Here is a 25001-nt window from a genome sequence, read left to right as displayed (position 1 = left end):
TAAATGGAGAGAGCTACTAAGATGTACAGCATGGACGAGGTGATATCGCTTTTTGACCCGATTATAGGGGAGTGGTTTACTTCCAAGTATTCCGAGCTTACAGAGCCTCAGGCTTATGCGATCCCCCTAATTCATTCAGGTAAGAATGTTCTTGTATCTTCACCCACAGGGAGTGGTAAAACTCTGACTGCTTTCATATCCATTATCAATGAATTATTTCTTTTAGCCAAAGAGGGAAAGCTTGAGGATAAGGTCTACTGCGTTTATGTATCCCCCCTCAAAGCCCTTGCAAATGATATACATAGGAACCTTGAAGTGCCCTTGGAAGAGATAAAAGATCTGGCTAAGAGCAAAGGGGTCAAAATTCCAAAGATTCGTGTAGCAGTTCGCTCTGGTGATACGAGCACTGCAGAGAGACAAAAAATGCTTCGGAAGCCTCCTCATATTTTCATAACCACTCCTGAGTCCCTATCCCTCGTTCTCACAGCCCCAAAGTTTAGAGAGAGTTTCAGGGATGTTAGGTATGTAATTGTCGATGAGATACACGAGCTTGCAAATAATAAGAGGGGAGTTATGCTATCTTTGAATCTTGAAAGGTTGCAATATCTCGCCAAGAATTTTCAGCGAATAGGGCTAAGCGCAACTCAAGCACCCATAGAAGAGATTGCAAAGTATCTTGTTGGATATGAAGGGGAGGAGCCAAGGAATGTGAGTATTGTTGAAGTTGAGGTGAGGAAAAAACTTGATTTAAAGGTTATAACGCCTGTTGAGGATTTAACCCTCGTGCCTTACGAGGTTGCAAATGAGAAGATGTACGATGTTTTGGTGGATATAATAAACAGGCATCGTACAACGCTGATTTTCACAAATACTAGAAGTGGAACTGAGCATGTGGCTTACAAGCTTAAGGAGAAGGGTATTGAAAATTTAGAAGCGCATCATGGCTCTTTGAGCAAAGAAACGAGGTTGAGAGTTGAGAAAGCATTGAAGGAGGGGAAGTTGAAGGCTGTTATATCTTCAACATCTCTTGAATTGGGCATTGATATAGGGTACATTGATGTGGTTGTGCAAATTGGCTCTCCAAAGAGCATCGCCAAGGGATTGCAGAGAATAGGGCGCAGTGGACATGCTTATGGTGCCACGGCTAAAGGCAGATTCTTGGTTTTTGATAATGATGAGCTAATAGAATGCACCACATTGGTTAAATGCGCATACGATGGCAAGATTGATAGAGTTAGAATTCCTAAGAACTCTCTAGATGTTCTCTCTCAAATCATAGTGGGTATGAGCATAGAGAAGAGGTGGAATGTGGATGAAGCCTACAATATAATTCGCTCCTCTTACTGTTATCACGAGTTGCCCAAGGAGAAATTCATACAAGTGCTTCGCTACCTCGGGGGCTATGTTTTAGGGGACACAGTTTATTCAAAGATATGGTTTGACGAGGAGGACATGGTATTTGGAAGGAAACGCAGTAGCAGAATGATTTATTTTATGAACATGGGTACAATTCCAGATGAGGCAGATTATCTTGTTATTGACCACGAAGGGAAGAGATTGGGCAGCTTAAGCGAGAAATTTGTAGAAAAATTGCAGAAAGGAGATGTTTTTGTTTTAGGTGCGAGAAGCTATGAAGTGCTGAGCATAAGAACTGGGAAAGTTGTAGTGAAAGATGCCACAGGTAAGAGACCCACAGTTCCTTCTTGGGTTGGCGAGATGCTCCCCCGCTCATTTGATCTAAGTGTTGAAGTTGGAAAATTTAGAGAGTTTGTAGAGAAAAATATAAGGGAGAGAGGAGAGAAAAAGACGATTGAGATTTTGATGAAGGATTATTATCTGGATTACAGGGGTGCGAGAAGTATCGTATCTTATATAAAGCAGGGGATGCACCACATAGTACCCACGCACAAGAGGGTTGTGATAGAGGGGTATGTGGACCCTGCAGGGAAACACAACATAATTTTCCATTATCCGTTTGGGAGGAGGGTCAATGATGCCCTTTCAAGAGCTTACGCTTTCAAAATAACCGAGAAGTATGGTGTAAATGTTGGTATAAGCATAACCGATGATGCCTTTATGCTTACCCTTAAGCGTAGAATTCGTCTTGAAGATATAAAGAATCTTTTAAGTTCGGATGAGATTGAAGATGCCTTGCGGAGGGCCATATTTAATACAGAGCTTTTCAAGCAGAGATTTAGACACTGTGCATCTCGCTCTTTCATGGTTCTGCGAAGATACAAGGGAAGAGATATATCCGTAGCAAGACAGCAGCTTAGGAGCGATAAGATATTGCGTCTTTTAAGCGAGATACCGGATTTTCCAGTTATGGAAGAGACATACAATGAGATATTCAACATAGTTATGGATTTGCCCCATGCAAAGGAAGTTCTAAGGAAGATTGAAAATGGTGAAATCGAAGTTAAAATAGTGCCATATAGCGATACACCCAGCATCTTTGCTCATAGCATAATTCTATCGGGTATTTCGGATATAGTTTTAATGGAAGACCGCAGTGCATTGCTCAAGGAACTGCATATGAAACTCTTGGAGAGAGTGATACCCAAGGAAGAACTAGCTGCCATGTTTGATGAGGCACAAGTAAGTGCTTATTTTCAGAATAAGATAAAGGTTAGGGGCAAAGAGGATATTTTGCGCTTTCTTGATTTAGCCCCCGGAACTGATGTACTTCGGAGAAGGGGTATAAACATTTATGATTACTCTGAGATACCAAACGATAAACTCAAAAAGATGGTTGAAGAACTAATTTGGGATGATAAGATTGTATCCGTTTACACAACACGCCTTCTCTGGACCACACCTCAAAATTATCCAATATTTGCGACTCTTTACTCCAAGAATTCTGATAACATAATGGAGTTTGAAGGTTTAAAAACTGCCGAAGAGATTGCCAAGGAGAAAAAGAAAAAAGTGCAAGAGGTATTGGAAATTTTGAAAAGTATGGAAAAAGCATACCTTGTAGGACGCAAAATAAAGGAAGGTAAGACATACTGGTATAGGAGAGAAAGAATAACAATTGAAAGGAATTATGCTTTAGAGATTTTGATTAAAAAACTCCTTTATTTCCGGGCTCCCCTAACCTTTGAGGAGATAGTTTATTCTCTGCATATTTCAGAGGAGGATATTAGGAAAGCTTTAAAATATTTGGTTGAAGAGGGAGAGGTTGTTAAAGGCGTGTTTCTTGTGGGTTATGGAGAGCAGTACATGCTTCGTTCCGATTACAACGAGATTTTGAAAGAATCAGGAATTGATGAAGAATCTTTGCAGGCCTATCGATTTGGAAAGATAGTCAGAGAGATGGGCATGGACGAGTATTTTGAAAAATTCTTGGTACTTTTTAATGAGGATTCTATGCGTATAAGAAATGCCTATGAGCAATTTACAGAGGCTTTGAGAAGGGAAGAGGTACTTTATGGAAGATTTATGAGAGGTAGGCTGTGCTATGCAAGCAGAGCAACTTTGCCTCTACTAATAGCAGTGTATAGAAAAAGAGGGCTAAATGAAAATGATCGCAAAGTCCTGTCTCAGATAGGATTGCTTGGAGATAGAGCCACATTTTCCACGCTTAAAGAAATGAGCAACATGTATCCTCATGAAATAAAGAAAATAATTGAGAAATTGGAGAATAATCTGTACATATATCGCAAAGTTTTACCAAACAAAAAGCCCGGAGATTATCCTTTCAAAATAATGAAAATACAGCCAAATGGAAGTATGGAAGAGTTTTTTGAGAGAATAGTGAAGGGCTATGGTCCGTTGACGAAGAAAGATATTGAGAATATAACGGCCCTGGATCCAAAAGATTATCTTGGGAAGTTCAAGAAGATAAGTGCAGGAGGAAAAATATTCTATTATACCGAGGGGAATATTGAGGGAGATGGTAAGGGAGAGTATATCATCCCATCGGATGACCCTTATATATACACAAGATTGAATGAGCTCTATGACCATTTTGGAGAAGTTTTGAGTCATGTTTATGTGAAGGATGGAAAACTCCTAAGCATTATGGAATTAAAGAGACACTCAGACCATATTTATGTAAATGAATTTATGGGAAATAAAAATGCTTATGAAATTCTTGCAAAAGAGAGTATTGTAATAACTTCAAATGATCCTAAAAATGAGAGCTATAGGAGAATAGGAGATTACTATGTTTCGGGAGATGTAAGTTCCATTCAATTTTCCCCTAAAGATATCTTTGCTTATCTCCTCTGGAAGAGCAGGGTTATATCTGGAAGAAAGTTAAAAACCACTCTTGATGTTGCGAGATTCTTAATGGGTTTACACAATTCATTGGAAAATGTACGTGCTTACAAGCCCATAGAGATTGAAAAGTATTACCACTCTGAGCTTCTCTATGAGACATTGGATTTGCAGGGACATATTATTTATGCGAGCAAGGAGAATGTTGGTATTTACCAATCTTTGAAAAATATGCATTTAGATAAGGATATGGAAGTTGTATTGAAAATCCTTGAAAAGTATGGTAAGATGGAAGTTCGCAGCATAATTGAAGAATCACCTTTGGGAAGTGAGAAAACTAGGAGGGCTTTAACATCTCTCTACACAGGAAATTACATAGCAAAGTATCCTTCAGGCTATATCTATATAAAGCCTTTATACTCCAGGGATTATGCCTCTCAAAAATATGTAGAGAACTTGGTTAACATTTTAGGGTTCGTCAATCCCGAGATTGTTTGTCATTTGAGTGGGGGATATGTTTCAAGTTATGAATCTGCAGAAATTCTAAACAGGATGAATTTGACCAAGGGTATATTTCTCAACGATGGAAATCTTTATAGAATTCCAAATGAGGATATGGAGAATATTGAAAATATCGAAATTTACGATGATGTTATTATTCTTGACCCAAAGGACCCAGTATCTATGCTCTGGCAATACATAAAACCCATGGATTTTCAGGGATATATGGTTATAAAAGAGGGTGAAATTGTAGGAATAGTAAAGGCAATTATGCGCAAAAGAAGCGTCAAAATACAAAAATACACCACAGAGGAAGCTAAAAGATTGTTCAAAAATTATTTCTCTTAATTGGAAACATAGAAAATAACGGTATTTGCTATCAAATAGCATGGCGAATATTTTAAATAGTGGATTTGCATACATCTACACAGGGTATACGAATCGTATACGAATCACTTATTATGGCTCACGATGACGCCCCTCCTCCCCTTTTTCATTCCCTTGGAAAAACTCCCTTATTTCTTTCACTAAATTTTCTGCCTTTTCCAGGGGTAAATCCCCTTTGAATGATGCGGCTCTCTTGTCCAATATTATGGCAATGCCCCTGTCTTCTTCGCTTCTTATTAATCTACCTATGGCCTGGCGCATTTTTATCAAAGCAGGCATTCTAAATGCATATTCCCATCCGTTGCCAAATTTCGAGTCGTAGTATCTTTGAAGAGCTTTGACTTTTGGTGTTGGTTTTGGATAAGGTATTCCTACAATTACAACAATTTCTAAGAGTTTGCCTGGAAAATCAAGACCTTCAAAAATTCTTCCACCTATTACTGAGAGAATAGAACCACCTTTTTCTTTGAAATTCTCAATCATCTGAAACAGACTGTATGTTTTCATGCCCCTCTCCTCGCTCAAAATTTTTGAATCAAGCAATTCTTTAATTTTTGATAGAAGCGAGTATGAGGGAAAGAATATAGCGGTGTTTTTCCCGATGCTGATTATTTTTGTTAGATGCTCGGCAATGCGGGGCAGGTTTTCATCTACCTCTCCGTATTTTGTGGTGACATCATCCACATATAAAATTTTTAGATTCTCCTTGGGAAAGGGTGATGGATACCTTTTTGTTATTGTATTATCTGGAAGTGCAACTATATTTTTGTACTCATTCGGCACTAAAGTTCCCGATAAATGGATGGAGGAATGAACATTGAGCAAAGCATCCGTAACAGTTGCAGGGTCTAGGCAATAGACCTCTAAAGATAGCGTTTTGCCCCATTTTATTAGACGTATGTACTCGTAAGAATACGCTTCTCTCCAGAAATACAGGAATGAGCCAGTATGATACATATAGGATCTTGGAAGTTTCCTATGCTTTACCTTGTTCTCTCTCACCATCTCACCATAATAAATTAAATCCTTGGCTAAAGTGTCAAAGTCGTTTATGCTAATTCCCAAAACATTGGATACCTCTTCTTCAAAGGCATAATGTGGTATTATTCCCTCTTCATCTTCAACAAATTTTTGCATCTTGTAGATTGCCTCTTTTAAGAACTCTGCAATATCCGCTATACTATGCCCCAAAACTTGTGGATTTCCATAATCCAGAGCCTCTTTTTCCATATTTTCTAATGAATTCACGCTTAGCTCCATGCTTTTTAGTTCCCTTGCGAAATCTGGAATATTGTGGGCTTCATCAACTATGAGAATAATGTCCCCCATAGGCACTCCAATTTTGTCCATTATTCCACGCCTTATAAAGGGAAAGAAAAAATAGATGTAAGGGAAAACTATCACCGTTGCATCTGGTAGAGCATCTTTTATGGCTTCATATGCACATATTTTTAAATTCATAGCTTTTTCAAAAAATTCCTCTGCTGTTGGGTTCTCCTCTATAATTTTTCTTATATCATTTCCATTTTTTAAATAGTTTGCATAATAAATGCAGGCGTTCTCATTTCCCTCTTTAACATCCTTCTTCAATTTATTGCAAAGCAGAGCAAGTTCATCTGGAGAGCCATGCTGCAACTCGTTTCTCTCCCTAGCAAGAGGACATAGATTTGCACGGCCTTGAAGGGCTATTGCCCTTATTTCGAGCTTCTTTGCTTCTTTTATTACCTGCCTTTCTTGAGAATTTGTATGTACCAAATAAATTACTTTTTTATCGTTCTTAATTGCGTATTTTACAGCGGGATATAGTGTGGCAATGGTCTTTCCAGAGCCTGTAGGGGCCTCAAATACCATATGCATTCTATTCTCCAGGACTTCTTCAATATCCTTGACGATATCCTTTTGCCCTTTGCGATACTTGTATGGAAATCTCACAAAGCGCCAAAAATCTCAAGATTAATAAACCTTCCCAAACAATACTTTTTTATCCTAAGAGATAATCCATCTTTATGGAGCAATGGGAAGAAGATGTACAAAAATATTTGCAGATGGGCCTGTATCAGCCGGCCTTAGAGCTCGTTGATGAAATCCTGAAAAAAGGGGAGAATAGGAGGGCTATGACCTACAAAGCATACATTCTCAGGTCTATGGAGAAGGATGATGAAGCTCTTAAAATAGTGGATACTTTGCTTAAAGAGCAGGAGGATGAGGATTTGCTTCTCTTGAAAGGTATGCTTCTTTTTGATAGCGAGAATTATAAAGAGGCAGCCAAATACTTCAGGAGGGTTACAGAGATAAATCCCGAGAATATAGATGCTTGGTATAATCTTGCATCTTGTTATGACGCTCAGGAGAAGTATGATATTTCAGAGAAGTATTATTCTAAACTGGTGGAAATCAATCCAGAAGATGCAGAGGCGTGGAACAATCTTGCTGTAGCGAGGTTGTTTCAGGAGAAATATGAAAAAGCACTGGAGGCTGCCGAAAGGGCTATTGCCTTAGAGGATGATTATGACAACGCGTGGTACAATAAGGGCTTAGCTTTGCATTATTTGGAGAGGTACAAAGAGGCGATTAAGGCATTTAAGAAATGCATTGAAATTTCAGATGACCCTGATGCTTGGTACGCTATGGGGATATCATATGCCAATATGGATATGAAGGAGGAAGCAAAAAGGGCGCTGAGAGAGGCGCTTCGCAGGAGCCCAGATGATGAGGAGATTAGAGAGGCGTTGGAAGGGCTGGAAGAATGAATAGTAAAAAGGAAATAATTACATTCGTAAAGTTCACCCTTGTTGGGGTTTTAGGTGCAGCAGTTGGCTCGGCGATAATTACTTATTTTACTCACAAACTTCCAGAAGATGCCAGTCCTCTGGCTTACATAGTGCCTTACCTGTTATCTGTTGAAGCAGGAATCTTGGTTACATTCTATCCCAATGATGTGTGGGTTTTTAGAGAAGAGAAGTATAAGCTGAATGTTTGGCAAAGATTGGTCGCTTATCATGGTGCCCTATTTGGAGGATTTATAATACAGACGATAGTATTTTCCTTCTTTCTTCTGATTCATACCCCTATGAGAACCGCTTATTTTATGGGTGTGGGTGCCGCAGCTCTTTGGAATTATGTTGTGAGCAGAAAAACCGTGTTTGTTGGAGGTGAAAAAAATAAGAGTCGCGGTCTTCGGGGCAGGCTCTCTTGGAAGCGTGTTAGGAGCCATACTGGCAAAAAGAAATGATGTGCTTTTAATAACAAGAGGAGAGCATTATAGAGCAATAAAAGAGAACGGTTTAAGGGTTGAAGGATTTACCGAAGGTTTGTTTAATATTCCTGTGGCTGAGCATTATCCTGGAGGTTATGATATTATAATCTTGGCTGTAAAGGCATATCAAACGGAAGAGGCAATAAGGGAGATAAAGATGGAGTATAAGGATGAGATCTTGATAACCTTCCAAAATGGCGTGGGAATAGTGGATATGCTGAAGGATTTTGATGTTATACCCGGTGTGACGACCCATGGAGCGATGCTAATCTCTCCGGGAATAGTTAAGCATGCCGGTTACGGAGATACATTTATTGGAGAGAAAAGTGGAGAACTCACAGAGAGAGTTTTTGAAATTGCAAAAAATTTCACAGAAAGTGGACTGAAAACAGAGGTGGTTAATGATATAATGGAGAGAAGGTGGGTTAAGGCAGCAGTAAACGCTGTTATAAACCCGCTCACAGCAATATTCTCGATTAAAAATGGGGAGATATGGAACGATGATAATTTGAGATCAATAGCCAAGTGCATGTCTGAGGAATTATCTTTATTTCTTCAAAAAAAAGGAATAAATGAGGATGTTTATTCCCTTGTTCAAGATGTTGTTTTAAAAACTCGGGATAATGAGTCCAGTATGCTTCAGGATATTAAGAGAGGAAGAAAGACGGAGGCAGATTATATAATAAAGCCATTCTCCAACAGCAAATGCATGTATATCCTCTATAAAATGATAAAGTATCTGGAAAAGGGATGAGCCAAAGATTCTATTATAGATTTGATAGAATACTATATTAGCAAGATTCTAATTATCTTATACGCATGGAGTTAGAAGATGAAATTAGGGAAAAAATGAAGAAGTATGATCTTGTGCTCGTGTATGATGATAATTGGATTACAAGATTATTGATATTTATCCTTAAGGTATTTTTTCCGTCTTTAAAATACAATCCCCTTGCACCTATATTTGGGTATAATGGTGAGATTTATGGTATTGATAAAGATAGGAATTTAGCGGAAATCTTGGTTAATGGTAGTTATAAAACTGCCTCTGTTATATCTAGTAAAATTAAATCTAATAGGCGCAGAAGAAAGGATCTTCTCATAGTTTTAAGGGAGTATAAGGTTATGTGGGTTGTTGTTAAATATTTCTCAACAGGTATTGCGGGAGTTCTCATCAATATGGTATTCTTTGTCATTCTTTTCAAAATTTTAAAAATTCCTGATTTAATATCTCTAGTCTCTGCAATAGAGATAAGTATAATAATCACTTTCTTAATGAACAATTATTGGGTATTTTCAAATAGGGTTTATACACGCTCTATATGGTGGAGAATGGGTGCCTATCATTTCACACTAATTATGGGGATTTTCATAAATGTTGGTACATACTGGGTTCTCAATCGCTTGGGAATTAATTATATCATTGCTGATTTTGTAGGTATAGTTTTTGCGAGTCTCTGGAACTTTTATATTACAAATGCCCATGTTTTCTTTTCCAAGTATCAAAAGATTAAATAGCGCGGGGAGGGGGATTTGAACCCCCGCGGGCAATAGCCCAATGGCTTAGCAGGCCATCGCCGTACCGCTCGGCCATCCCCGCTGTAATTGCGTATGGAAATTTTGTATATTAATTTAGCTCCGAGAAAAGAGCCACCGGGGGGATTCGAACCCCCGACCTGCTGATTACAAGTCAGCCGCTCTTCCGGGCTAAGCTACGGTGGCGCTAAGAAGTGGATAATTGTATGGCTTATAAATTTTTCTTTGAGATGAATGAGCTAATTTTCTGTATTTCTGAGTCAATCTTGAAATTTTGTATAGTTGTGATAAAGGATATATATAACGACTCACATGCATTTTATTGATTTGAGAGAATACGAAATGCCTATGTGGGAATGATGCATGGAGGTAAAAGGATGAGCAAGAGAATGAAAGCTCTGCTACTCGGAATTGGAGCGATTGTAGTGATAGCCATTCTTTTAGGCGCATATTTTGCCTCGCAACCCAAAGTGAAGTGGTGGAAACCAGAGAAGGATATGGAAAAGCCCGTGTTGAATAGCTATCCCTCAATCATCACAGTCTATAGAAACTATTCCAAAGAAGATTATATTTTGGGTATCAACAAATATGCAGGGAATTTCTCCACCAATAAAAATTTTGAGATTGGAATTGTTTTAAGATGTAGTGAATATCTATATGATATCAATAGCTACGATGAACTTGGCGGCAACCTTACTGCATACGCAGAGCGCCTGAGCGGGGATTACATACTGCAGAAATTGGTGATAAGATATGATTATGGAAAGGATGATTATGTGCATCTTGATATTCCTGTGATAAAGAACAGAATTAAAAGCACAAATCTGTGGTTTGATGCCACACCAAATCCCACGCCTAACTATATGGGGGAGACTTATTATTACAACTGGCTTTACAAACATGTTCTGATTGGCGTGAATAAAGACAGGAAAAACGAGAATTTCTATGGTGTTAGTTTTGCTCTCCAGATAAATCTTGATGATTCGCTATCACAGCATCTCAACCACACAATAATCCTCACTGTTGCAGCATATTACGGCCATCCATCGTTGCTGGGGTGGACGGATATGCACGAGTTGAAAACGCAGGTAGTTTTGAAAATAGTTGCAGGGGAATAAAAGGCAGGAAAATGATATATACGATGAAAATCATATATTTGCCCTAAGGAGGCATAGGAGATGCTCAAGAAAACTAAAATCCTCTTGGCTATAGTGCTTCTCATCCTGCTTGTTGTAGGTGGAAGTGGGTACTATCTTGCAGGACATCATAGTGTAGAAAAAACACATTTGGAAATTAAAGATATTTCAATGGGAGAAAAGGTTGCAAGGTACCATAATATTAATTCAGCTTATCAGAATCGTTTGAAAAGTGATTATGATGGAATTTTCAATTATTGGGAAAATTTGTGGGAAAGCCACCATATTTATAATTTTACAGAGAATTTAGAATATCAGGGGATAAAATATGCAAATATATCAGTTAGCATATATCCCAAAACTCTTGACGAGAGTTATCATAGTTTTCTAGTAAATATAACCTATCATGGCTTTCGTGGAAATCTCACAAAATTCACAGAGGATTATGTTGGATATAATCTCCCTGAAGTGCAGACACAGAAATATGATGCAGATATCTCTCTATCTCTAGATGTAGATAAGTCCTCTAGTGTTATTTCGTTGGATAGAAATAGTACTATCAATTATACTACATGGTTGAAGAATGATGGTGTATACTATGCATCTCCAAATTCTTTCGTATGTCTATTTGGTCCTTGGGATAATCTTACATATAACATAACTACAAATGCGAAAAATCTTAGAATTTACTCATCCGCGTATATCTTGTTTAATTACATAAATGTAAGTTATCTTTTGGATTACGCACACATACCTTTGAAATTTGGATTCTGGATAAGAGATGGAAAAAATGTTCTTGACTTTTCCACAATAGTAAATCTCGAAATAATACCACAAGAGGATATTCCATCGCTTCCTACTCCCAATGTGAATATTGCAAAGATAGGAGAAAGAGAGGTGAAATTAGAAATTCAACCACCTTACAATTACACAAACATTTATGTATTCTGGATGGACGGGAGTTATACAATCACAAAAAGCAAGGTAGTATGGCACAACTACACAAAGCCGGGAAAATATCCGGTTATGGTGTTCTACAGCTATAACGGTTCTGGAAAAATACCTGTAGAGGTACCAGTGAGACCAAATGCGAATTCTTACAAGACCTGTTATGTTCCGTTTAAGGGCCTAGAACTGAGTTATATTTGGAACGATTTAGGCAATGTGGAGGTGAGTATAGAATAGTAACAGTTTTAGTGCTCCTCGTGGGTGCAATGTTTGTGGAGATAATACTTTAGGAAAATAAAATCATGGGAATACTTTTGAGGAAGAATATGAGGGCATTCCACAAAGATAAAATAAAAGAAATAATTAACCGTTCCTAAGCCGGGGTTGCCGAGTGGTAAGGCGCAGGCCTGGAGAGCCTGTACTCCGTTAAGGGGTGCGAGGGTTCAAATCCCTCCCCCGGCGCTATGAATCCATGGATGGGCATATTACTCTGGTTTGCAGTGTTTATGGGTGGGAGTATTGTAGGTGGATTGTGCCCATCCAGAAAAGCAAAAATCGGTGCTGGATGCACATCGACAGTCTTCATAATACTCAGCTTAATAGTTTTTCAATTCACTGGTGGATTTGAATACTACGGATTGAAAATAGACATTTTTTACACAGTGATATCCATTTTCACAGCTTTCATAATTGCTTTTCCTCTTTCACTAATTGCGTCTAGAGTTGCGGAAAATACCAATATGCAGAATGGTCCCTTTGATTTGGGCAATCTCAATATTCTTGAATTTTCATTTCTGCTTCTCTTGCTCGCTCCACTGGGAGAAGAGTTCCTTTTCAGAGGGATCCTCGAATCTTCCCTGCTTGAATATGGTACCCTAATTGCCATAGTAGTTCCTGCATTGTTGTTTTCTCTTATACATATCTTGCCTTTCAAAAACACACCGCGTAAATTCTTGGCTACTATTCTCATCTCTGCCTTTATTTTGGGATTACTTGCGGGCTATTTCAGAGCCATCAGCGGTTCTTTACTTCCTGCATACGCTACTCATGCAATATTCAATCTTAATGGCAAAATTGCTGAAAGATTAACAAGCACCGAATAAAGAAACCGTCATACTTTGTAGATAATACTGAGAGAGTATTGGATTGTAGAACTGTTTTCAATTAAATAGGCGAAGGTTCACGAGTGCCTTGGAAGAGAGCGATGCCTCCTTTCTCTCCTGCAGAGACAAAAATTTTTAAACCATAGGGCATACCATAACTATGGAAGATGTTTGGGTTGAGAAATACAGGCCCAAGAGCTTAGATGAAGTTGTTGGGCAGGATGAGATTGTTGATAGATTGAAATCCTATGTTAAGGCAAAGACCATGCCGCATCTCCTTTTTGCAGGTCCAGCTGGTACGGGAAAAACCACATGCGCAATTGCCCTTGCAAGAGAATTGTTTGGGGAGAATTGGAGAGCGAGTTTTCATGAGTTGAATGCAAGTGACGAGCGTGGTATAGGAATAGTGCGTACAAAAATCAAAGAGTATGCAAGAACCGCAGCTCCAAATGATGTTGGCTTCAAAATAATATTCTTGGATGAGGCGGATGCTCTCACTCCAGATGCACAGGCAGCTCTCCGCCGCACCATGGAGATGTATTCTCGTACCTGCAGGTTCATATTATCCTGTAATTATTCATCCAAAATAATAGAGCCCATACAGTCAAGATGTGCCGTGTTCCGTTTCACTCCTCTTAAATCGGAGGACATAAAGAAGAGATTAAAGTACATAGCGGATAGCGAAGGAAAGAAAATAACGGAAGATGCCCTCAATGCCATAGTTTATATTTCCGGTGGAGATATGAGAAAGGCCATAAATATACTTCAAATGTCTGCAGCAATATCAGATACCATCGATGAAGGAGTAGTTTACAAGGCTACAGGTCTAGCTAAGAGAGAGGATGTTGAAGATGTTCTTAAAAAAGCCCTTGCAGGGGATTTTATAGAGGCAAGGAATAAATTGAATAAGCTGCTAGTGGAGCTTGGTCTCTCGGGAGAGGATGTTATAAAACAGATTCATCGTGTTATTTACGATTTACCCATAGATGATAGATTGAAAGTTGAACTCTTGGATAAAACTGGGGAGATAGAGTTCAGAATAGTTGAAGGAGCTAACGAAAGAATCCAATTGGACGCGCTGCTTGCCTATTTCACCCTTGCTGGCTCTAAATGAAATTTTTAACCAAATTTTTCCCATAATCTACCAATTTTTTAGCTTTTTCCAAACTTGGTGCATCTGAAAATATGCGAATAACATCCTCCGTGCCAGAGGCGCGAATCAAGAGCCAAGAATCCTCGTAAATTATCTTTACGCCATCAACTCTAACTATATTTTTTGCACCCGGTGGCATATTTCTTTCAAGAAACTCTCCTATTTTATCCACAATTTTTCTCTTTTTCTCCCTCTCCACAGCAATTTTATCTTTTATTTGGTAATATCTGGGGAACTCGCTTGCCAATTCTTTTAAACTCTTTCCTTGTGAGTCAATTATTTTCAAGAGATTGATTGTTGATAATATGGAATCGCCCCACAGTGTTTTTGGGGGAAATATGTATTTTCCTGTCTCCTCGTATCCGTATGAGGCCTTATAACGCAGGATATGCTCTGCTATCTCTGGAGGCCCCACTGGGCAGTATATGACTTCAAATCCACTTCTCTTTGCCACATATTCAATTAGGGAGGATGAGTTTATAGGCGTAACCATCCTCTCCTTCGCAAAGAATTTTGCGAATATGGCCCCTATTGTGTCCTCTGAAAATATCTCCCCTTGAGAGGCAAATAAAACTCTGTCAGCATCTATATCAGTGCCAATTCCAATATCAAAATTTGGTGATATTTTTCTTAATTCTTGCAGCGTTTCTTTTCTCGGCTCGGATGGTCTTGCAGGAACATGCCTCCTATCACAATGAATGCAATAAACATCCATTCCTAAATTCTCAAGAATTCTATCAATTATCCCCGCTCCAGAACCATTTGCAGGGTCTACAGCAATTTTGAATCCAGATAAGTTCTTTGCCTTTCGCTCAATGAATTTCATATAGTGCTCTACTGCATCCTCAAAAACTGTATCTTCTATCCTATCCCAAGTAGCAGTTTTTTCCTTGCCATTATTGTATATTTTTTCAATCTCTCTTGCCTTATCCCAGTAAATATCCCTTCCAAGTTCATCTACCGGCACTATGCCCATTATCTGAGGTGGAGTGTGAGAGCCCGTTACGATTATACCTCCGTCCATAAAATCGGCTACAAATCTTGCAAATATGGGCAATGGTAAGATGCCTAAGAGATGCACTCTATTTCCTGTGCTCTGCAATCCTGAGACCACAGCACGCTCAATCATCTCAGCTCCGTACCTTGTGTCCCTTGCAACTGCTATATCTCCTGAGAATACAGAGCCATATGCTTGGGCAATTTTCAAGGCGAGCTCGGGGGTGATATCTCTATTTGTTATCCCCCTTATGCCTGCAGTGCCGAATAATTGCATAGGCATGTATATTGCAAATTATTTAAAGAAGTTGCCCATATACCAAGTATGGAGCTCAGTAATTTAGAGAAGAGAGTTCTATTGGCAATGTCCTCCTCCGATAAGGATGTTTTGAGTGTTGATGAAATTATGAAACTTGGCAAATTCTCCCAATTAGTTGAGGTTATGAATGCACTCTCTTGGCTCAAGGTAAAGGGATTGGTGAAAATTAGGGAGAAGCTTGATGTGGAATACTGCTTGAACAGGGATGAGGATTTGCCAGAGGCGCAGATTTACGAAGTCCTCAGGGAAAGGGGAGAGGTTGAGATAAAAGAACTCTTTCGCATTTTTCCAAAGAATGTTGTTAGCGTTGGAATGGGGCATCTCAAAAAATTAGGAATTCCGCTTAAAGATGGAAAGTTGATTTATAGGAATATTGATGAGGAAATTGAAAAAAGAAAAGCCCTGCTTGAAAGGTTGAGGAAGGGATGCCTCAAGGAGGATGAGGTTGACAAAGAGCTAATTGAGGACTTTTTGCACAGAAAGGGTATGATAAAGAAGAGGGAGAAAATAATCAGGTTTGCATCCCTTACCTCTCTTGGGAAAAGAACTGTAGAGCAGGGGATAGAAATAAAAGAAGAGATAACTCAGCTCACTCCAGAATTAATCCAAACAGGGGAATGGAGAAAATATGAGTTGAAGAGATATGATGTGAATTTATTTGCCCCAAAGATTTACACCTCAAAGCTCCACCCTCTAACGCAGATAATTGAGAAGATACGCAGAATATTCCTCATGATGGGATTCGAGGAGGTTGAAGGCTCCTATGTTGTGAATGCCTTCTGGGACATGGATGCGCTTTTCATCCCGCAGGACCATCCCGCCAGGGAGATGCAGGACACATTCTATCTGAAAAGGCCCGCGAAGATACCCGTTGAGGACAGAGAGTACATGGAGAAAGTGAAGGAGATGCACGAGAAGGGCGGCGGGATAAGCAGGGGCTGGAGGTACGAGTGGAGCGAGGAAATCGCCCAGAAAGCCATGCTTCGCACCCACACCACGGTGAACTCCATACGCTACCTATACGAGCACCGCGAGCCGCCCGTGCGGATGTTCTCCATTGGGCGCGTTTTCCGCAGGGAGAATATGGATTCCACTCACCTTCCCGAGTTCACGCAGATTGAAGGCATATACATGGACGAGGATGCCAATTTCCAAGTTCTCCTAGGCATACTCAAGGAATTTTACTCTCTCATGGGCTTTCCGGAAATAAGGTTCCGCCCCTCCTATTTCCCCTACACGGAGCCCAGTTTGGAGGTGGAAGTTTATTATAATGGGCAATGGCTTGAGCTTGGAGGCGCTGGGATATTCAGGCCCGAGGTCACAGAGCCATTGGGAATTGAATACCCCGTTCTCGCCTGGGGCCTGGGCCTGGAGAGATTGGCAATGATAACCCTGGGATTGAAGGATATAAGGGAATTGTACATCAGCGATATTGACTGGCTTCGCAACGCTCCCCTTTTAAGATGAAAATCTTAAATACCAATTCTCATTTCTCCTCTTTGACCCGGCTTAGCTCAGTCTGGCTAGAGCGGCGGACTGTAGTTGGGATATGCCCGGGGCGGGCATAAACGCCGCTCAGCAGAGATCCGCAGGTCCCCGGTTCGAATCCGGGAGCCGGGACTCCTTCTTATGGATAAAGTTTTATAATGTTTGCGTATATCACATCAAAAGTTGAGAGGTGATTGAAGATGCAACCAGCGCAGATGGCGTATGATAGAGCAATAACGGTTTTCAGTCCTGATGGTCGCTTATTCCAGGTGGAATATGCAAGGGCTGCTGTAAAGAGAGGCACCACAACCATAGGTTTGAAATTTAAGGATGGAGTAGTTTTAATGGCTGATAAGAGGGTAAGAAGTAGATTGCTTGACCCAAAGAGCATGGAGAAGATATTCCTGATTGATGAGCATATCGGTTGTGCTACCTCCGGCCTTGTTGGAGATGCCCGTGTGCTAGTGGATTATGCTCGTCTTATAGCTCAGATTGAGCGTGTCACCTATGGGGAGAGAATTTCTGTAGAGCATCTTGTTAAAAGGATAAGCGATTACAAGCAGCAGTATACTCAGTATGGGGGAGTAAGACCCTTTGGTGCATCCCTTCTTATTGCAGGAATAGATGAAAAGGGAATTTATCTTATGGAAACGGATCCAAGCGGCACAATTATGGGTTATAAGGCAGATTGTATAGGTGGAGGAAGAGATACCGTTATGGAATTGTTTGAGAATGAATACAGAGAGGATATGGATTTTGAGGAAGCCATAATGCTTGGCTTGAAGGGAATAGATGCAGTTAGCGAAGACGGTATAACTCCTTTAACCTTGGAGATTGGATACATAAGGAATGGTGGGCAATTTACCATTATGAGTGAGGAAGAGGTAGCAAAATATTTGGAAAAGTACAAGAGTGAGAAGAAAGAGGAGTAAAAATGGTAAGGCTTGAGGATGCTGTAATAGCAAGGTACGAGCACTCAGGGCATAGATTTGAGATTCTTGTAGATCCTAACATTATAGATGATGTAAAATCTGGAAAGGTGGAGAATGTAATAGATTATATGGTCATAGATGAGATTTTCAAAGATGCACATAAGGGTGATAGAGCCAGTGAGGAGTTAATAAAAGAAGTTTTTGGAACTACAGATGTAAACGAGGTAGCTAAGGAGATAATCAAGAAGGGACAGGTTCAACTCACTACAGAGCAGCGCCGCAAGATGTTGGAAGAGAAGAAAAGGAGAATAATTGCAGAGATTGCCAGGAACGCTATAAATCCTCAAACAGGGGCCCCACATCCTCCCCAGAGAATAGAACTGGCTATGGAAGAGGCGAAAGTGCATATAGATCCATTTAAATCTGTTGAAGAGCAAGTTCCCGTTGTGCTCAAAGCTTTGCGTCCTATAATTCCAATAAGATTTGAAAAGGTTAAGATTGCAATCAAGGTAAGTGGAGATATGTATGGCAAGATTTATGGGGAGTTGAGCAAGAGTGGCACTATACTTCAGGAAGAATGGCAGAAGGATGGCTCTTGGATTGGTGTTGTTGAAATTCCTGCTGGTATGCAGGGTGAGTTTTTAGATATGTTGAATAAGAAAACACATGGTAATATTCAAACAAAGATTTTAAGGAGGTAATATGTATGGAAGGAAAAATAGCTATACGAAAAATTGTTGTTCCGGGAGAGGAAATTGATGAGAAGGGTAAGCCCGGTAACGGAGTTTTTGTTGAGAATGGCAAGCTTTATTCTGCCTATCTTGGAATAGTTGATATCCGTGCCGGGTATGTGAATGTTATTCCTCTCTCAGGATGCTATGTACCGAAAAAGGGAGACAAAGTGATAGGAAAGATAATAGACCTGGCACCTATGAACTGGGTGGTAGATATAAACGCACCCTATTATGCGCCTCTGCATGTGAATGATGTGCCTTGGCGTGTGGACTTTGGAGATACAGGGAGATATCTTAGCATAGGTGATGTTATACTTGCCAAGGTAAGCAATGTGAATGAGTTAGGCCAGGTCTGGATCACTATGAAAGAGCAGGGACTTCGCAAGCTGGAGGGAGGTCATATAATAAAGATATCTCCGTTTAAAGTTCCCCGTGTTATAGGAAAAGGGGGAAGTATGATTCAGATGCTGAAAGATTACACAGGGTGCAGAATTTATGTTGGACAGAATGGTGTTATATGGATTTCTGGACCTCCTGAGGGGATAATAACCGTTATAAAGGCAATAAGAATGATTGAGAATGAGGCTCACACTTACGGGCTTACAGATAGAGTTAAAGAATTTTTAGAAGAGAATAGAGGTGAGAACAATGGGAATGAAGAGTGATATCAAACTCATAGATGATAATGGACTCCGCATTGATGGACGCTTACCTAATCAACTCAGGCCCATAAAAATGGAGGTCGGAGTACTAAAAAGGGCTGATGGATCTGCTTTTATTGAGTGGGGTGGAAATAAGATAATAGCGGCTGTATATGGGCCCCACGAAGCATATCCAAAGCATGTTCAGGAGGCTGATAGGGCCATAGTACGTGCTCGCTACAGTATGGCTCCATTTAGTGTTGATGAGCGTAAGAGACCAGGACCAGATAGAAGGGCTATTGAGTTGAGCAAGGTGATAAGTGAGGCCCTTGAAAGCGTTATATTTGTGGAAAAATATCCAAGAACAAGCATAGATGTGTATATAGAAGTGCTTCAAGCAGATGCTGGTACTAGGGTTGCAGGTATAACAGTGGCATCTTTAGCGCTTGCAGATGCTGGCATACCAATGCGGGATTTAATAGTTGGATGCGCAGCTGGGAAGATAGATGATGTTGTAGTTTTAGATTTGAACAAGGAAGAGGACAATTTTGGACAGGCAGATGTTCCTATGGCTATAATGCCTCGCACAAAGGAAATTGCCCTATTGCAGATGGACGGAGATATGAGCTATGAGGAGCTAACAACCGCAATGGATATGGCTATGGATGCTGCCGAGAAGATTCATGAAATGCAGGTTGAAGCACTAAAGAGAAAGTATATTGAGGAGGTTGATGAGAATGAGTAACTCAAAATTCACTGCTGGTGTGGTACCTGAGATGCAAAGAAAGTACATTCACAAACTTGCATCTAAAGGCACAAGGGTAGATGGAAGGCATTTTGATGAGATAAGAAATTTAACAGTTACTAAGGGCTATATTCCCAGAGCCGAAGGCTCAGCTCTGGTTAATTTAGGCAATACTAGGGTTCTTGTGGGTGTTAAAATTGAGCCGGGTACTCCATTCCCTGATACACCTAATATGGGCATTCTCACCACCAACGCTGAGCTTGCACCCCTCGCCTCCCCTACATTTGAACCTGGTCCTCCGGGAGAAGAAGCCATAGAACTTGCTCGTGTTGTGGATAGGGGTATACGAGAGGGCCATGCCATCGACCTTGAAAAATTGGTGATAGAGGAAGGAGAAAAAGTTTGGATTGTGTTCATCGACATACATGTGCTTGATTACGATGGAAATCTCTTTGATGCTGCTGGTTATGGTGCCCTTGCAGCTCTTACTAATGCAACTGTTCCTGCCTCAAGGTACGATTTAGGTGAGGATTTCAAGTTACCTGTGCAGCATTATCCAGTACCTGTTACCTTTGCAAAGATTGGAGATTGGATAGTGGCAGATCCAAATCTTGATGAGGAGAGCATTGCTTCAGCCCGATTGACAGTGGCTACTAACGAAGAAGGAAAAATAAACGCTATGCAGAAGGGACTTTCTGGTACATTTACCTATGAGGAAGTTAAGAAAGTTATAAATATGAGTATGAATATCGGCGGAAAAGTCAGGGAGATCATTCTTGGTGATTCAAATGGCAAAGAGGACTAAAAAGGTCGGTATTGCAGGGCGCTTCGGCCCAAGATATGGTATCTCACTTCGCTATCGCTGGGCAGATGTTATGAAAGAAAAGGAGAAAAAACATCTATGCCCAAGATGCCATCACTATTCTGTTAAAAGAGTATCTACAGGTATCTGGGTTTGCACCCATTGTGGGCTCAAATTTGCAGGTGGTGCCTACACTCCCGATGTGTATAAAGAGTGGAGAAAGGTGAGGGTAAATGTATAGGTGCGTTAGGTGTGGGAGGCCACTAACTAGTGAGCTTGGAGTGCAACAATTAGAATGTGAATGTGGCAGCAGAATGTTTTACAAAGAGCGCCCAAATATGAAGAAAATAGTCTATGCAATATAGATCATTCTAACCCATTTTCCAGCTTTTTCTTTTCTTTTGAATCCTAAATTTTCGTAGAACTTTATGGCATTTTCATTTTTCTCTCCAACCCATAATTCAATCTTTGATGGCTTTAGTTTTTCCATGGCTTTCTCGATCAACATTTTTCCAATCCCTTCGTGCCTATGAGAAGGCAATACAACGATTTCGTGGATAGCACCTACTTGGGAATGCTCAAACTTGCTATACCAGAAGCGGTTGCAGAATATGAATCCCGCTATTTCACCATTTTCCTCGGCTACAAAGAAGCACTCTGGGTCCTCCTCGTAGAGGTCCTCTATGTACTTTCTGGCCTTGTTAATATCCTCCTCGCCATATTCCTCTAATCCCTTGTATGCTTTCATAAGTATGGATGGAAGATACTGCAAATCCTCTCTTTTGCCTTTTCTTATCTCCATCCTTCCATCACCCATTTGAACCTTTTATCAAGAGCATTTCTCCTCCTCTTATACTCTCCCTCATTGAGCTCTCCATCCACTAGCATCCTGTCTAGGGTTAAGAGCTCATCTTTATATCTTTTTCTCACGCTTATAAAATGTCCTTCTGCCATATTTTCAAAGTTCTGAAGAAACTCTTCACCTTCGGATGTTATCCTGTAAAACACCATGGGCCTTATGCCTTCCTTTATTCTCTTATCAACTAATCCGTATCTGTAAAGGATAGAAAGGTGTTTATCAACGGCTTGTCTTGTTATCTTAAACTCCCTTGCTAAATCCTCCGGATGTCTCTCATCTCTCAAACTCTCCAAGAGCTTAATGCGCAGAGGTGATACTATGAGGGATATTTTTTCACTGGGATTCATAGTTCTATAATGCCCTTATTCTATTTCAACTTTTAAGTTGAAACTTCAAAGTAGAAGTTGAATTTTTAAATTAAAATTTTTATAAAAAATTTTATATTCCATCACTCCATAGCCCAATTATGGAAGATGATTTCATTAAAAAATTGAGGGAAAGGTATGAGAAAGGTGAGATAAGCAAGGAAACTTACGAGGACATTTTGAGAAGATATTTGGATGAGGTTGAAGAAGAAAGAATTGAAGAAGAGCCAGAGAAAATTAGAGAAGAGGGAGAATATGAAAATTCCACTATGGGAGGAATAGATGATATCTTATCTCGCTCCATGAAAAAAATGGATGAAGAATTAAAAAAATTTTTTCCAGAGGATAGTAAAACAACTGCCGAGGAAGTAGAAGAGAAAGTGTTTAAGAAGGTAGAGAGCAAGGAAATTGAAAATAAAGCCGAGAATATGAGTGGGAGAGATTACAAATGCGCGGGTGCCTGTACAATTCCTTCTGGGAGATACAATTACATATCAGCATCTGGGAGTGTTAAGATAAAGGGGGATATCAGAGCGAAGAAATTATCCGTGGCAGGCTCTCTCTATGCTGAAGGGACTATAAGAGCGAATATCATAAGCTTTGGTGGTAGTGCTAAGATTAATGGAGATGTGGTTGGAGAAAGTATAAGTTGTGGAGGAGTTTTACATGCGAATAGGGTTAAAGGTGAGAAAATTAGGCTTGGTGGAGCTATTGTTTGCAACGAGATTATAGGAGAAGGCATTAGCGTTGAAGGGAGTATAAAGGGAACTTATTTGAAAGCAGAAGGGTTAAAAATGAAAATTGATGGCAAGAGTTCATTGGATAGAATTGTGGCAGAAAGAGTGGAGATAAGAAGTAAGAGGGGAATTCTGAGAAAATTCACAGGAACTATGAAAGTTAGCAAAATTTTCGGTGAGGAAATTTATGTGGAATGTGTTAGAGCCGAATTCATAAAGGGTGAAAAGGTGACAGTAGGGGATAATTGTTATATAGATAAGATTGAAGCTGAGAAATTAAAAGTAAGCAGGAAATCCAAGATTAAAGAGGTGGTTAGGAGATGAGATATAAAGGTTATATGTCCGTTGGAGCAGTTCTGGGTGGCGTGTTTCTCATAATCATAGGTGTTTTGTGGCTCCTAGAGATGCTGGGAATAATAAAATTCAATGTATGTATAATAGGGCCTATACTGCTCATAATCGCTGGAATTGCTTTAATTCTCAAAGATGGATGGCACTCGTGGTAAGGTGGTGTGAATATGAGCGTCATTGCCAAGCATCTTGGAAAAAGATACAGTAATGGGGTGTGGGGTGCCAGAGATGTGAATTTCAAAGCAGAGCAGGGCAAGATAACAGTGCTTCTTGGACCAAACGGGGCAGGAAAGACCACAACTATAGGTATGCTCACCACACTTTTGAAGCCAACGCGGGGAGAAGCAATAGTTGAGGGCTCATCCACTGTAGAAGATGTGTGGAAAGTGAGAAAACTCATTGCGCTCTGCCCGCAGGATATCCATGTGGATAATAATTGGAGTCCTTTGGATGCTATGAAGGGTTATCTTATGATTAGAGGTATTTCTAAGGAAGAGGGGGTCAAGAGAAGCGAGAAATATTTAAAGCTCCTTGACTTGTGGGAAGTTAGAAATATTCCTGCAATAGCTTTAAGTGGAGGGCAGAGAAAAAGAGTGGCAGTTGCTATGGTTCTGGCTTCTGGAGCTCCTGTAGTTTTTTTGGATGAACCGTCAAGCGGTCTTGATGTAGAGGCCAGGTATGTTGTATGGAAATCATTACGAGAGGAGGCAAACAGAGGTAAGACGATAGTTCTAACCACCCATGATATGAAAGAAGCTGAAATCCTAGGGGATTATGTAGTTATGATAAGCAAGGGAAAAAGCGTGGCTAAAGGTACAGTGGATGAATTGAAGGATAGGATACCATACACGCATAAGATAGTGGTAAAAAATGCTTCAAAGCTCCCACTTAAAGAGCATATAGATTTAGGTGACAGGAAGATAATATACGCAAAAAGTAGAGGAGAAGCTATGGAAATAGCGGAGAAAATAGACGCAAAGAGCATAGGGATAGAGGAGATAAGTTTGGAGGATTCATATCTGTACATTGTTGGAGGTGTGGGAAATGGGGAAAATTAAAGGTATTGTATATCTAACAAGTAGATGGATCCGGCGCCAACCTCTATGGCTCGTACAAGATTTATTCATTGTCATAGGTTTTGCAATACTCATGTTTGTTTGGGGAGGTATTACTGGTTTGAAAAATGTTTTGGTAGCATGGTTCATTTCTGGAGGATGGAGTATGGGAGTGAACCTAGTAGCTCAAAGTATAGGCTGGGATAAGCAGGGGAAGACTATGGATATGTTTATTGCATCTCCTGTTAAGCCATTTCATTACATATTTGGATATTTTATTTCTGGCCTTGTATTCATGCTTGCTGATTTTATATACATGCTTCCTCTCATAATGTTTCTAAACGCTTGGCTTATAGTTTTAGCATCCCTTGTGGCTGTAGCTCCATTGATGGTAATAAGCAATCTCGTGGGGTTAAGCATAGTTATGCGAATCAAAAAGCCTACAAATATATCTGCGATAACAAACCCGATTCAGATGATGCTTATCATCCTTCCTCCTGTTTTTTATCCAGCGAGCGTTCTTCCTAGCACCTTGAGATATATCGTTTTGCTCATTCCTACTGCAGCAGGGGCAGAGATTGCTAGGCAACTTTCAGGATTAAGTACTTGGAATAATCTGTGGTATCCAGTGGCAGTTCTTACAATCTGGGTAGTGCTTGGGATTCTTGCATCCTCTCGTGTGGTGAGATGGGGAATGGAATAAGTTTTATTTTTGATAAATATTTTTATTTTTTAC

At 40.0% G+C, this 25001-nt stretch carries 25 protein-coding genes and 4 tRNA genes; 23 read left to right on the top strand and 6 right to left on the bottom strand.

Going from position 1 to position 25001, the window contains the following annotated elements; translation table 11 throughout:
- Window positions 1-3 precede the first annotated feature (3 nt).
- Window positions 4-5070: an ATP-dependent helicase gene (locus ABOO_RS01030; RefSeq protein ID WP_012997069.1), complete on the top strand. Its 5067-nt coding sequence runs from the start codon at window positions 4-6 to the stop codon at window positions 5068-5070.
- A 111-nt stretch (window positions 5071-5181) separates the two neighbouring features.
- On the opposite strand, the gene ABOO_RS01025 is transcribed toward ABOO_RS01030, so the two are convergent.
- Window positions 5182-7041, bottom strand: coding sequence for an ATP-dependent DNA helicase (locus ABOO_RS01025; RefSeq protein WP_008086720.1), 1860 nt, complete (start codon window positions 7039-7041; stop codon window positions 5182-5184).
- Between the two features lie 74 nt (window positions 7042-7115).
- Here ABOO_RS01025 and ABOO_RS01020 point away from each other — a divergent pair, with 74 nt between their 5' ends.
- The 4 genes from ABOO_RS01020 to ABOO_RS01005 all read left to right on the top strand — a co-directional run bounded on the left by ABOO_RS01020 (window position 7116) and on the right by ABOO_RS01005 (window position 9883).
- Entirely contained in the window at window positions 7116-7859 is a 744-nt protein-coding gene (locus ABOO_RS01020) for a tetratricopeptide repeat protein (protein ID WP_008084931.1), read from the top strand.
- A complete protein-coding gene (locus ABOO_RS01015) occupies window positions 7856-8341 on the top strand; it encodes a GtrA family protein (protein WP_008086722.1) in 486 nt (161 codons plus the stop codon). The genes ABOO_RS01020 and ABOO_RS01015 overlap by 4 nt, the downstream gene beginning before the upstream one ends.
- Window positions 8262-9119 (top strand): ketopantoate reductase family protein, encoded by an 858-nt coding sequence (locus ABOO_RS01010; RefSeq protein ID WP_012997068.1) that lies wholly within the window; start codon window positions 8262-8264, stop codon window positions 9117-9119. Before ABOO_RS01015 ends, ABOO_RS01010 begins: the two co-directional genes overlap by 80 nt.
- Before the next feature lie 65 nt (window positions 9120-9184).
- Window positions 9185-9883 carry a GtrA family protein gene (locus tag ABOO_RS01005; RefSeq protein ID WP_008086709.1) on the top strand — a complete coding sequence of 233 codons (699 nt, stop codon included), beginning with the start codon at window positions 9185-9187 and terminating at the stop codon, window positions 9881-9883.
- On the opposite strand, the gene ABOO_RS01000 is transcribed toward ABOO_RS01005, so the two are convergent.
- A tRNA-Ser gene (locus ABOO_RS01000) sits at window positions 9884-9965 on the bottom strand. It abuts the gene before it with no gap.
- Window positions 9966-10013: 48 nt separating this feature from the next.
- A tRNA-Thr gene (locus ABOO_RS00995) sits at window positions 10014-10087 on the bottom strand.
- A gap of 191 nt (window positions 10088-10278) precedes the next feature.
- Between ABOO_RS00995 and ABOO_RS00990 the strand changes: the two genes are divergently transcribed.
- The 5 genes from ABOO_RS00990 (at window position 10279) to ABOO_RS00970 (ending at window position 14202) form a co-directional block, all read left to right on the top strand.
- A complete protein-coding gene (locus ABOO_RS00990) occupies window positions 10279-11019 on the top strand; it encodes a hypothetical protein (RefSeq protein ID WP_008086714.1) in 741 nt (246 codons plus the stop codon).
- Between the two features lie 60 nt (window positions 11020-11079).
- Entirely contained in the window at window positions 11080-12222 is a 1143-nt protein-coding gene (locus ABOO_RS00985; RefSeq protein WP_008086711.1) for a hypothetical protein, read from the top strand.
- A gap of 140 nt (window positions 12223-12362) precedes the next feature.
- Window positions 12363-12447, top strand: a tRNA-Ser gene (locus ABOO_RS00980).
- Window positions 12448-12449: 2 nt separating this feature from the next.
- Complete coding sequence (locus tag ABOO_RS00975; RefSeq protein ID WP_012997067.1) at window positions 12450-13088, top strand: CPBP family intramembrane glutamic endopeptidase; 639 nt, start codon at window positions 12450-12452, stop codon at window positions 13086-13088.
- A 160-nt stretch (window positions 13089-13248) separates the two neighbouring features.
- Entirely contained in the window at window positions 13249-14202 is a 954-nt protein-coding gene (locus ABOO_RS00970; protein ID WP_008084997.1) for a replication factor C small subunit, read from the top strand.
- On the opposite strand, the gene ABOO_RS00965 is transcribed toward ABOO_RS00970, so the two are convergent.
- Window positions 14195-15514 carry a phosphohexomutase domain-containing protein gene (locus ABOO_RS00965; protein ID WP_012997066.1) on the bottom strand — a complete coding sequence of 440 codons (1320 nt, stop codon included), beginning with the start codon at window positions 15512-15514 and terminating at the stop codon, window positions 14195-14197. The two genes, ABOO_RS00970 and ABOO_RS00965, sit on opposite strands and share 8 nt — an antisense overlap.
- A gap of 48 nt (window positions 15515-15562) precedes the next feature.
- Between ABOO_RS00965 and pheS the strand changes: the two genes are divergently transcribed.
- From pheS to ABOO_RS07870, 9 genes are all read left to right on the top strand, one after another.
- Window positions 15563-17023, top strand: coding sequence for a phenylalanine--tRNA ligase subunit alpha (pheS, locus tag ABOO_RS00960; protein ID WP_012997065.1), 1461 nt, complete (start codon window positions 15563-15565; stop codon window positions 17021-17023).
- 36 nt (window positions 17024-17059) lie between these two features.
- A tRNA-Tyr gene (locus tag ABOO_RS00955) sits at window positions 17060-17176 on the top strand.
- Between the two features lie 68 nt (window positions 17177-17244).
- Complete coding sequence (gene psmA, locus ABOO_RS00950) at window positions 17245-17976, top strand: archaeal proteasome endopeptidase complex subunit alpha (protein ID WP_008084987.1); 732 nt, start codon at window positions 17245-17247, stop codon at window positions 17974-17976.
- 2 nt (window positions 17977-17978) lie between these two features.
- The gene (locus ABOO_RS00945; RefSeq protein ID WP_008086719.1) at window positions 17979-18677 is read left to right on the top strand and encodes a ribosome assembly factor SBDS; all 699 of its coding nucleotides are present in this window, start codon (window positions 17979-17981) and stop codon (window positions 18675-18677) included.
- A gap of 5 nt (window positions 18678-18682) precedes the next feature.
- The gene (gene rrp4, locus ABOO_RS00940; RefSeq protein WP_012997064.1) at window positions 18683-19375 is read left to right on the top strand and encodes an exosome complex RNA-binding protein Rrp4; all 693 of its coding nucleotides are present in this window, start codon (window positions 18683-18685) and stop codon (window positions 19373-19375) included.
- Window positions 19359-20096, top strand: coding sequence for an exosome complex exonuclease Rrp41 (gene rrp41 / locus ABOO_RS00935; RefSeq protein ID WP_012997063.1), 738 nt, complete (start codon window positions 19359-19361; stop codon window positions 20094-20096). The genes rrp4 and rrp41 overlap by 17 nt, the downstream gene beginning before the upstream one ends.
- A complete protein-coding gene (gene rrp42, locus ABOO_RS00930; RefSeq protein WP_012997062.1) occupies window positions 20089-20901 on the top strand; it encodes an exosome complex protein Rrp42 in 813 nt (270 codons plus the stop codon). The genes rrp41 and rrp42 overlap by 8 nt, the downstream gene beginning before the upstream one ends.
- On the top strand, window positions 20885-21139 hold the full coding sequence (locus ABOO_RS00925; RefSeq protein ID WP_008084952.1) for a 50S ribosomal protein L37ae: 255 nt from the start codon (window positions 20885-20887) through the stop codon (window positions 21137-21139). The genes rrp42 and ABOO_RS00925 overlap by 17 nt, the downstream gene beginning before the upstream one ends.
- Entirely contained in the window at window positions 21132-21263 is a 132-nt protein-coding gene (locus tag ABOO_RS07870; protein ID WP_012997061.1) for a DNA-directed RNA polymerase subunit P, read from the top strand. Before ABOO_RS00925 ends, ABOO_RS07870 begins: the two co-directional genes overlap by 8 nt.
- On the opposite strand, the gene ABOO_RS00920 is transcribed toward ABOO_RS07870, so the two are convergent.
- Together ABOO_RS00920 and ABOO_RS00915 are read right to left on the bottom strand one after the other, a co-directional pair.
- Entirely contained in the window at window positions 21251-21700 is a 450-nt protein-coding gene (locus tag ABOO_RS00920) for a GNAT family N-acetyltransferase (protein ID WP_008085037.1), read from the bottom strand. The genes ABOO_RS07870 and ABOO_RS00920 overlap by 13 nt on opposite strands.
- Window positions 21691-22104, bottom strand: coding sequence for a winged helix-turn-helix domain-containing protein (locus ABOO_RS00915; RefSeq protein ID WP_008085094.1), 414 nt, complete (start codon window positions 22102-22104; stop codon window positions 21691-21693). Before ABOO_RS00915 ends, ABOO_RS00920 begins: the two co-directional genes overlap by 10 nt.
- 119 nt (window positions 22105-22223) lie before the next feature.
- Between ABOO_RS00915 and ABOO_RS00910 the strand changes: the two genes are divergently transcribed.
- The 4 genes from ABOO_RS00910 to ABOO_RS00895 are packed head-to-tail and all read left to right on the top strand — an operon-like array spanning window position 22224 to window position 24968.
- On the top strand, window positions 22224-23183 hold the full coding sequence (locus ABOO_RS00910; protein WP_012997059.1) for a hypothetical protein: 960 nt from the start codon (window positions 22224-22226) through the stop codon (window positions 23181-23183).
- Complete coding sequence (locus tag ABOO_RS00905; protein WP_008085031.1) at window positions 23180-23365, top strand: LiaI-LiaF-like domain-containing protein; 186 nt, start codon at window positions 23180-23182, stop codon at window positions 23363-23365. The genes ABOO_RS00910 and ABOO_RS00905 overlap by 4 nt, the downstream gene beginning before the upstream one ends.
- Before the next feature lie 12 nt (window positions 23366-23377).
- On the top strand, window positions 23378-24268 hold the full coding sequence (locus tag ABOO_RS00900) for an ABC transporter ATP-binding protein (RefSeq protein WP_012997058.1): 891 nt from the start codon (window positions 23378-23380) through the stop codon (window positions 24266-24268).
- A complete protein-coding gene (locus ABOO_RS00895; protein ID WP_008085097.1) occupies window positions 24255-24968 on the top strand; it encodes an ABC transporter permease in 714 nt (237 codons plus the stop codon). Before ABOO_RS00900 ends, ABOO_RS00895 begins: the two co-directional genes overlap by 14 nt.
- The last annotated feature ends 33 nt before the right edge of the window (window positions 24969-25001 follow it).

Source organism: Aciduliprofundum boonei T469, assembly GCF_000025665.1.
In the GTDB taxonomy this organism is placed as follows: domain Archaea; phylum Thermoplasmatota; class Thermoplasmata; order Thermoplasmatales; family Aciduliprofundaceae; genus Aciduliprofundum; species Aciduliprofundum boonei.
Note: the sequence above shows the minus strand (reverse complement) of the source record. Positions and strands in the feature narration are given on the sequence as shown.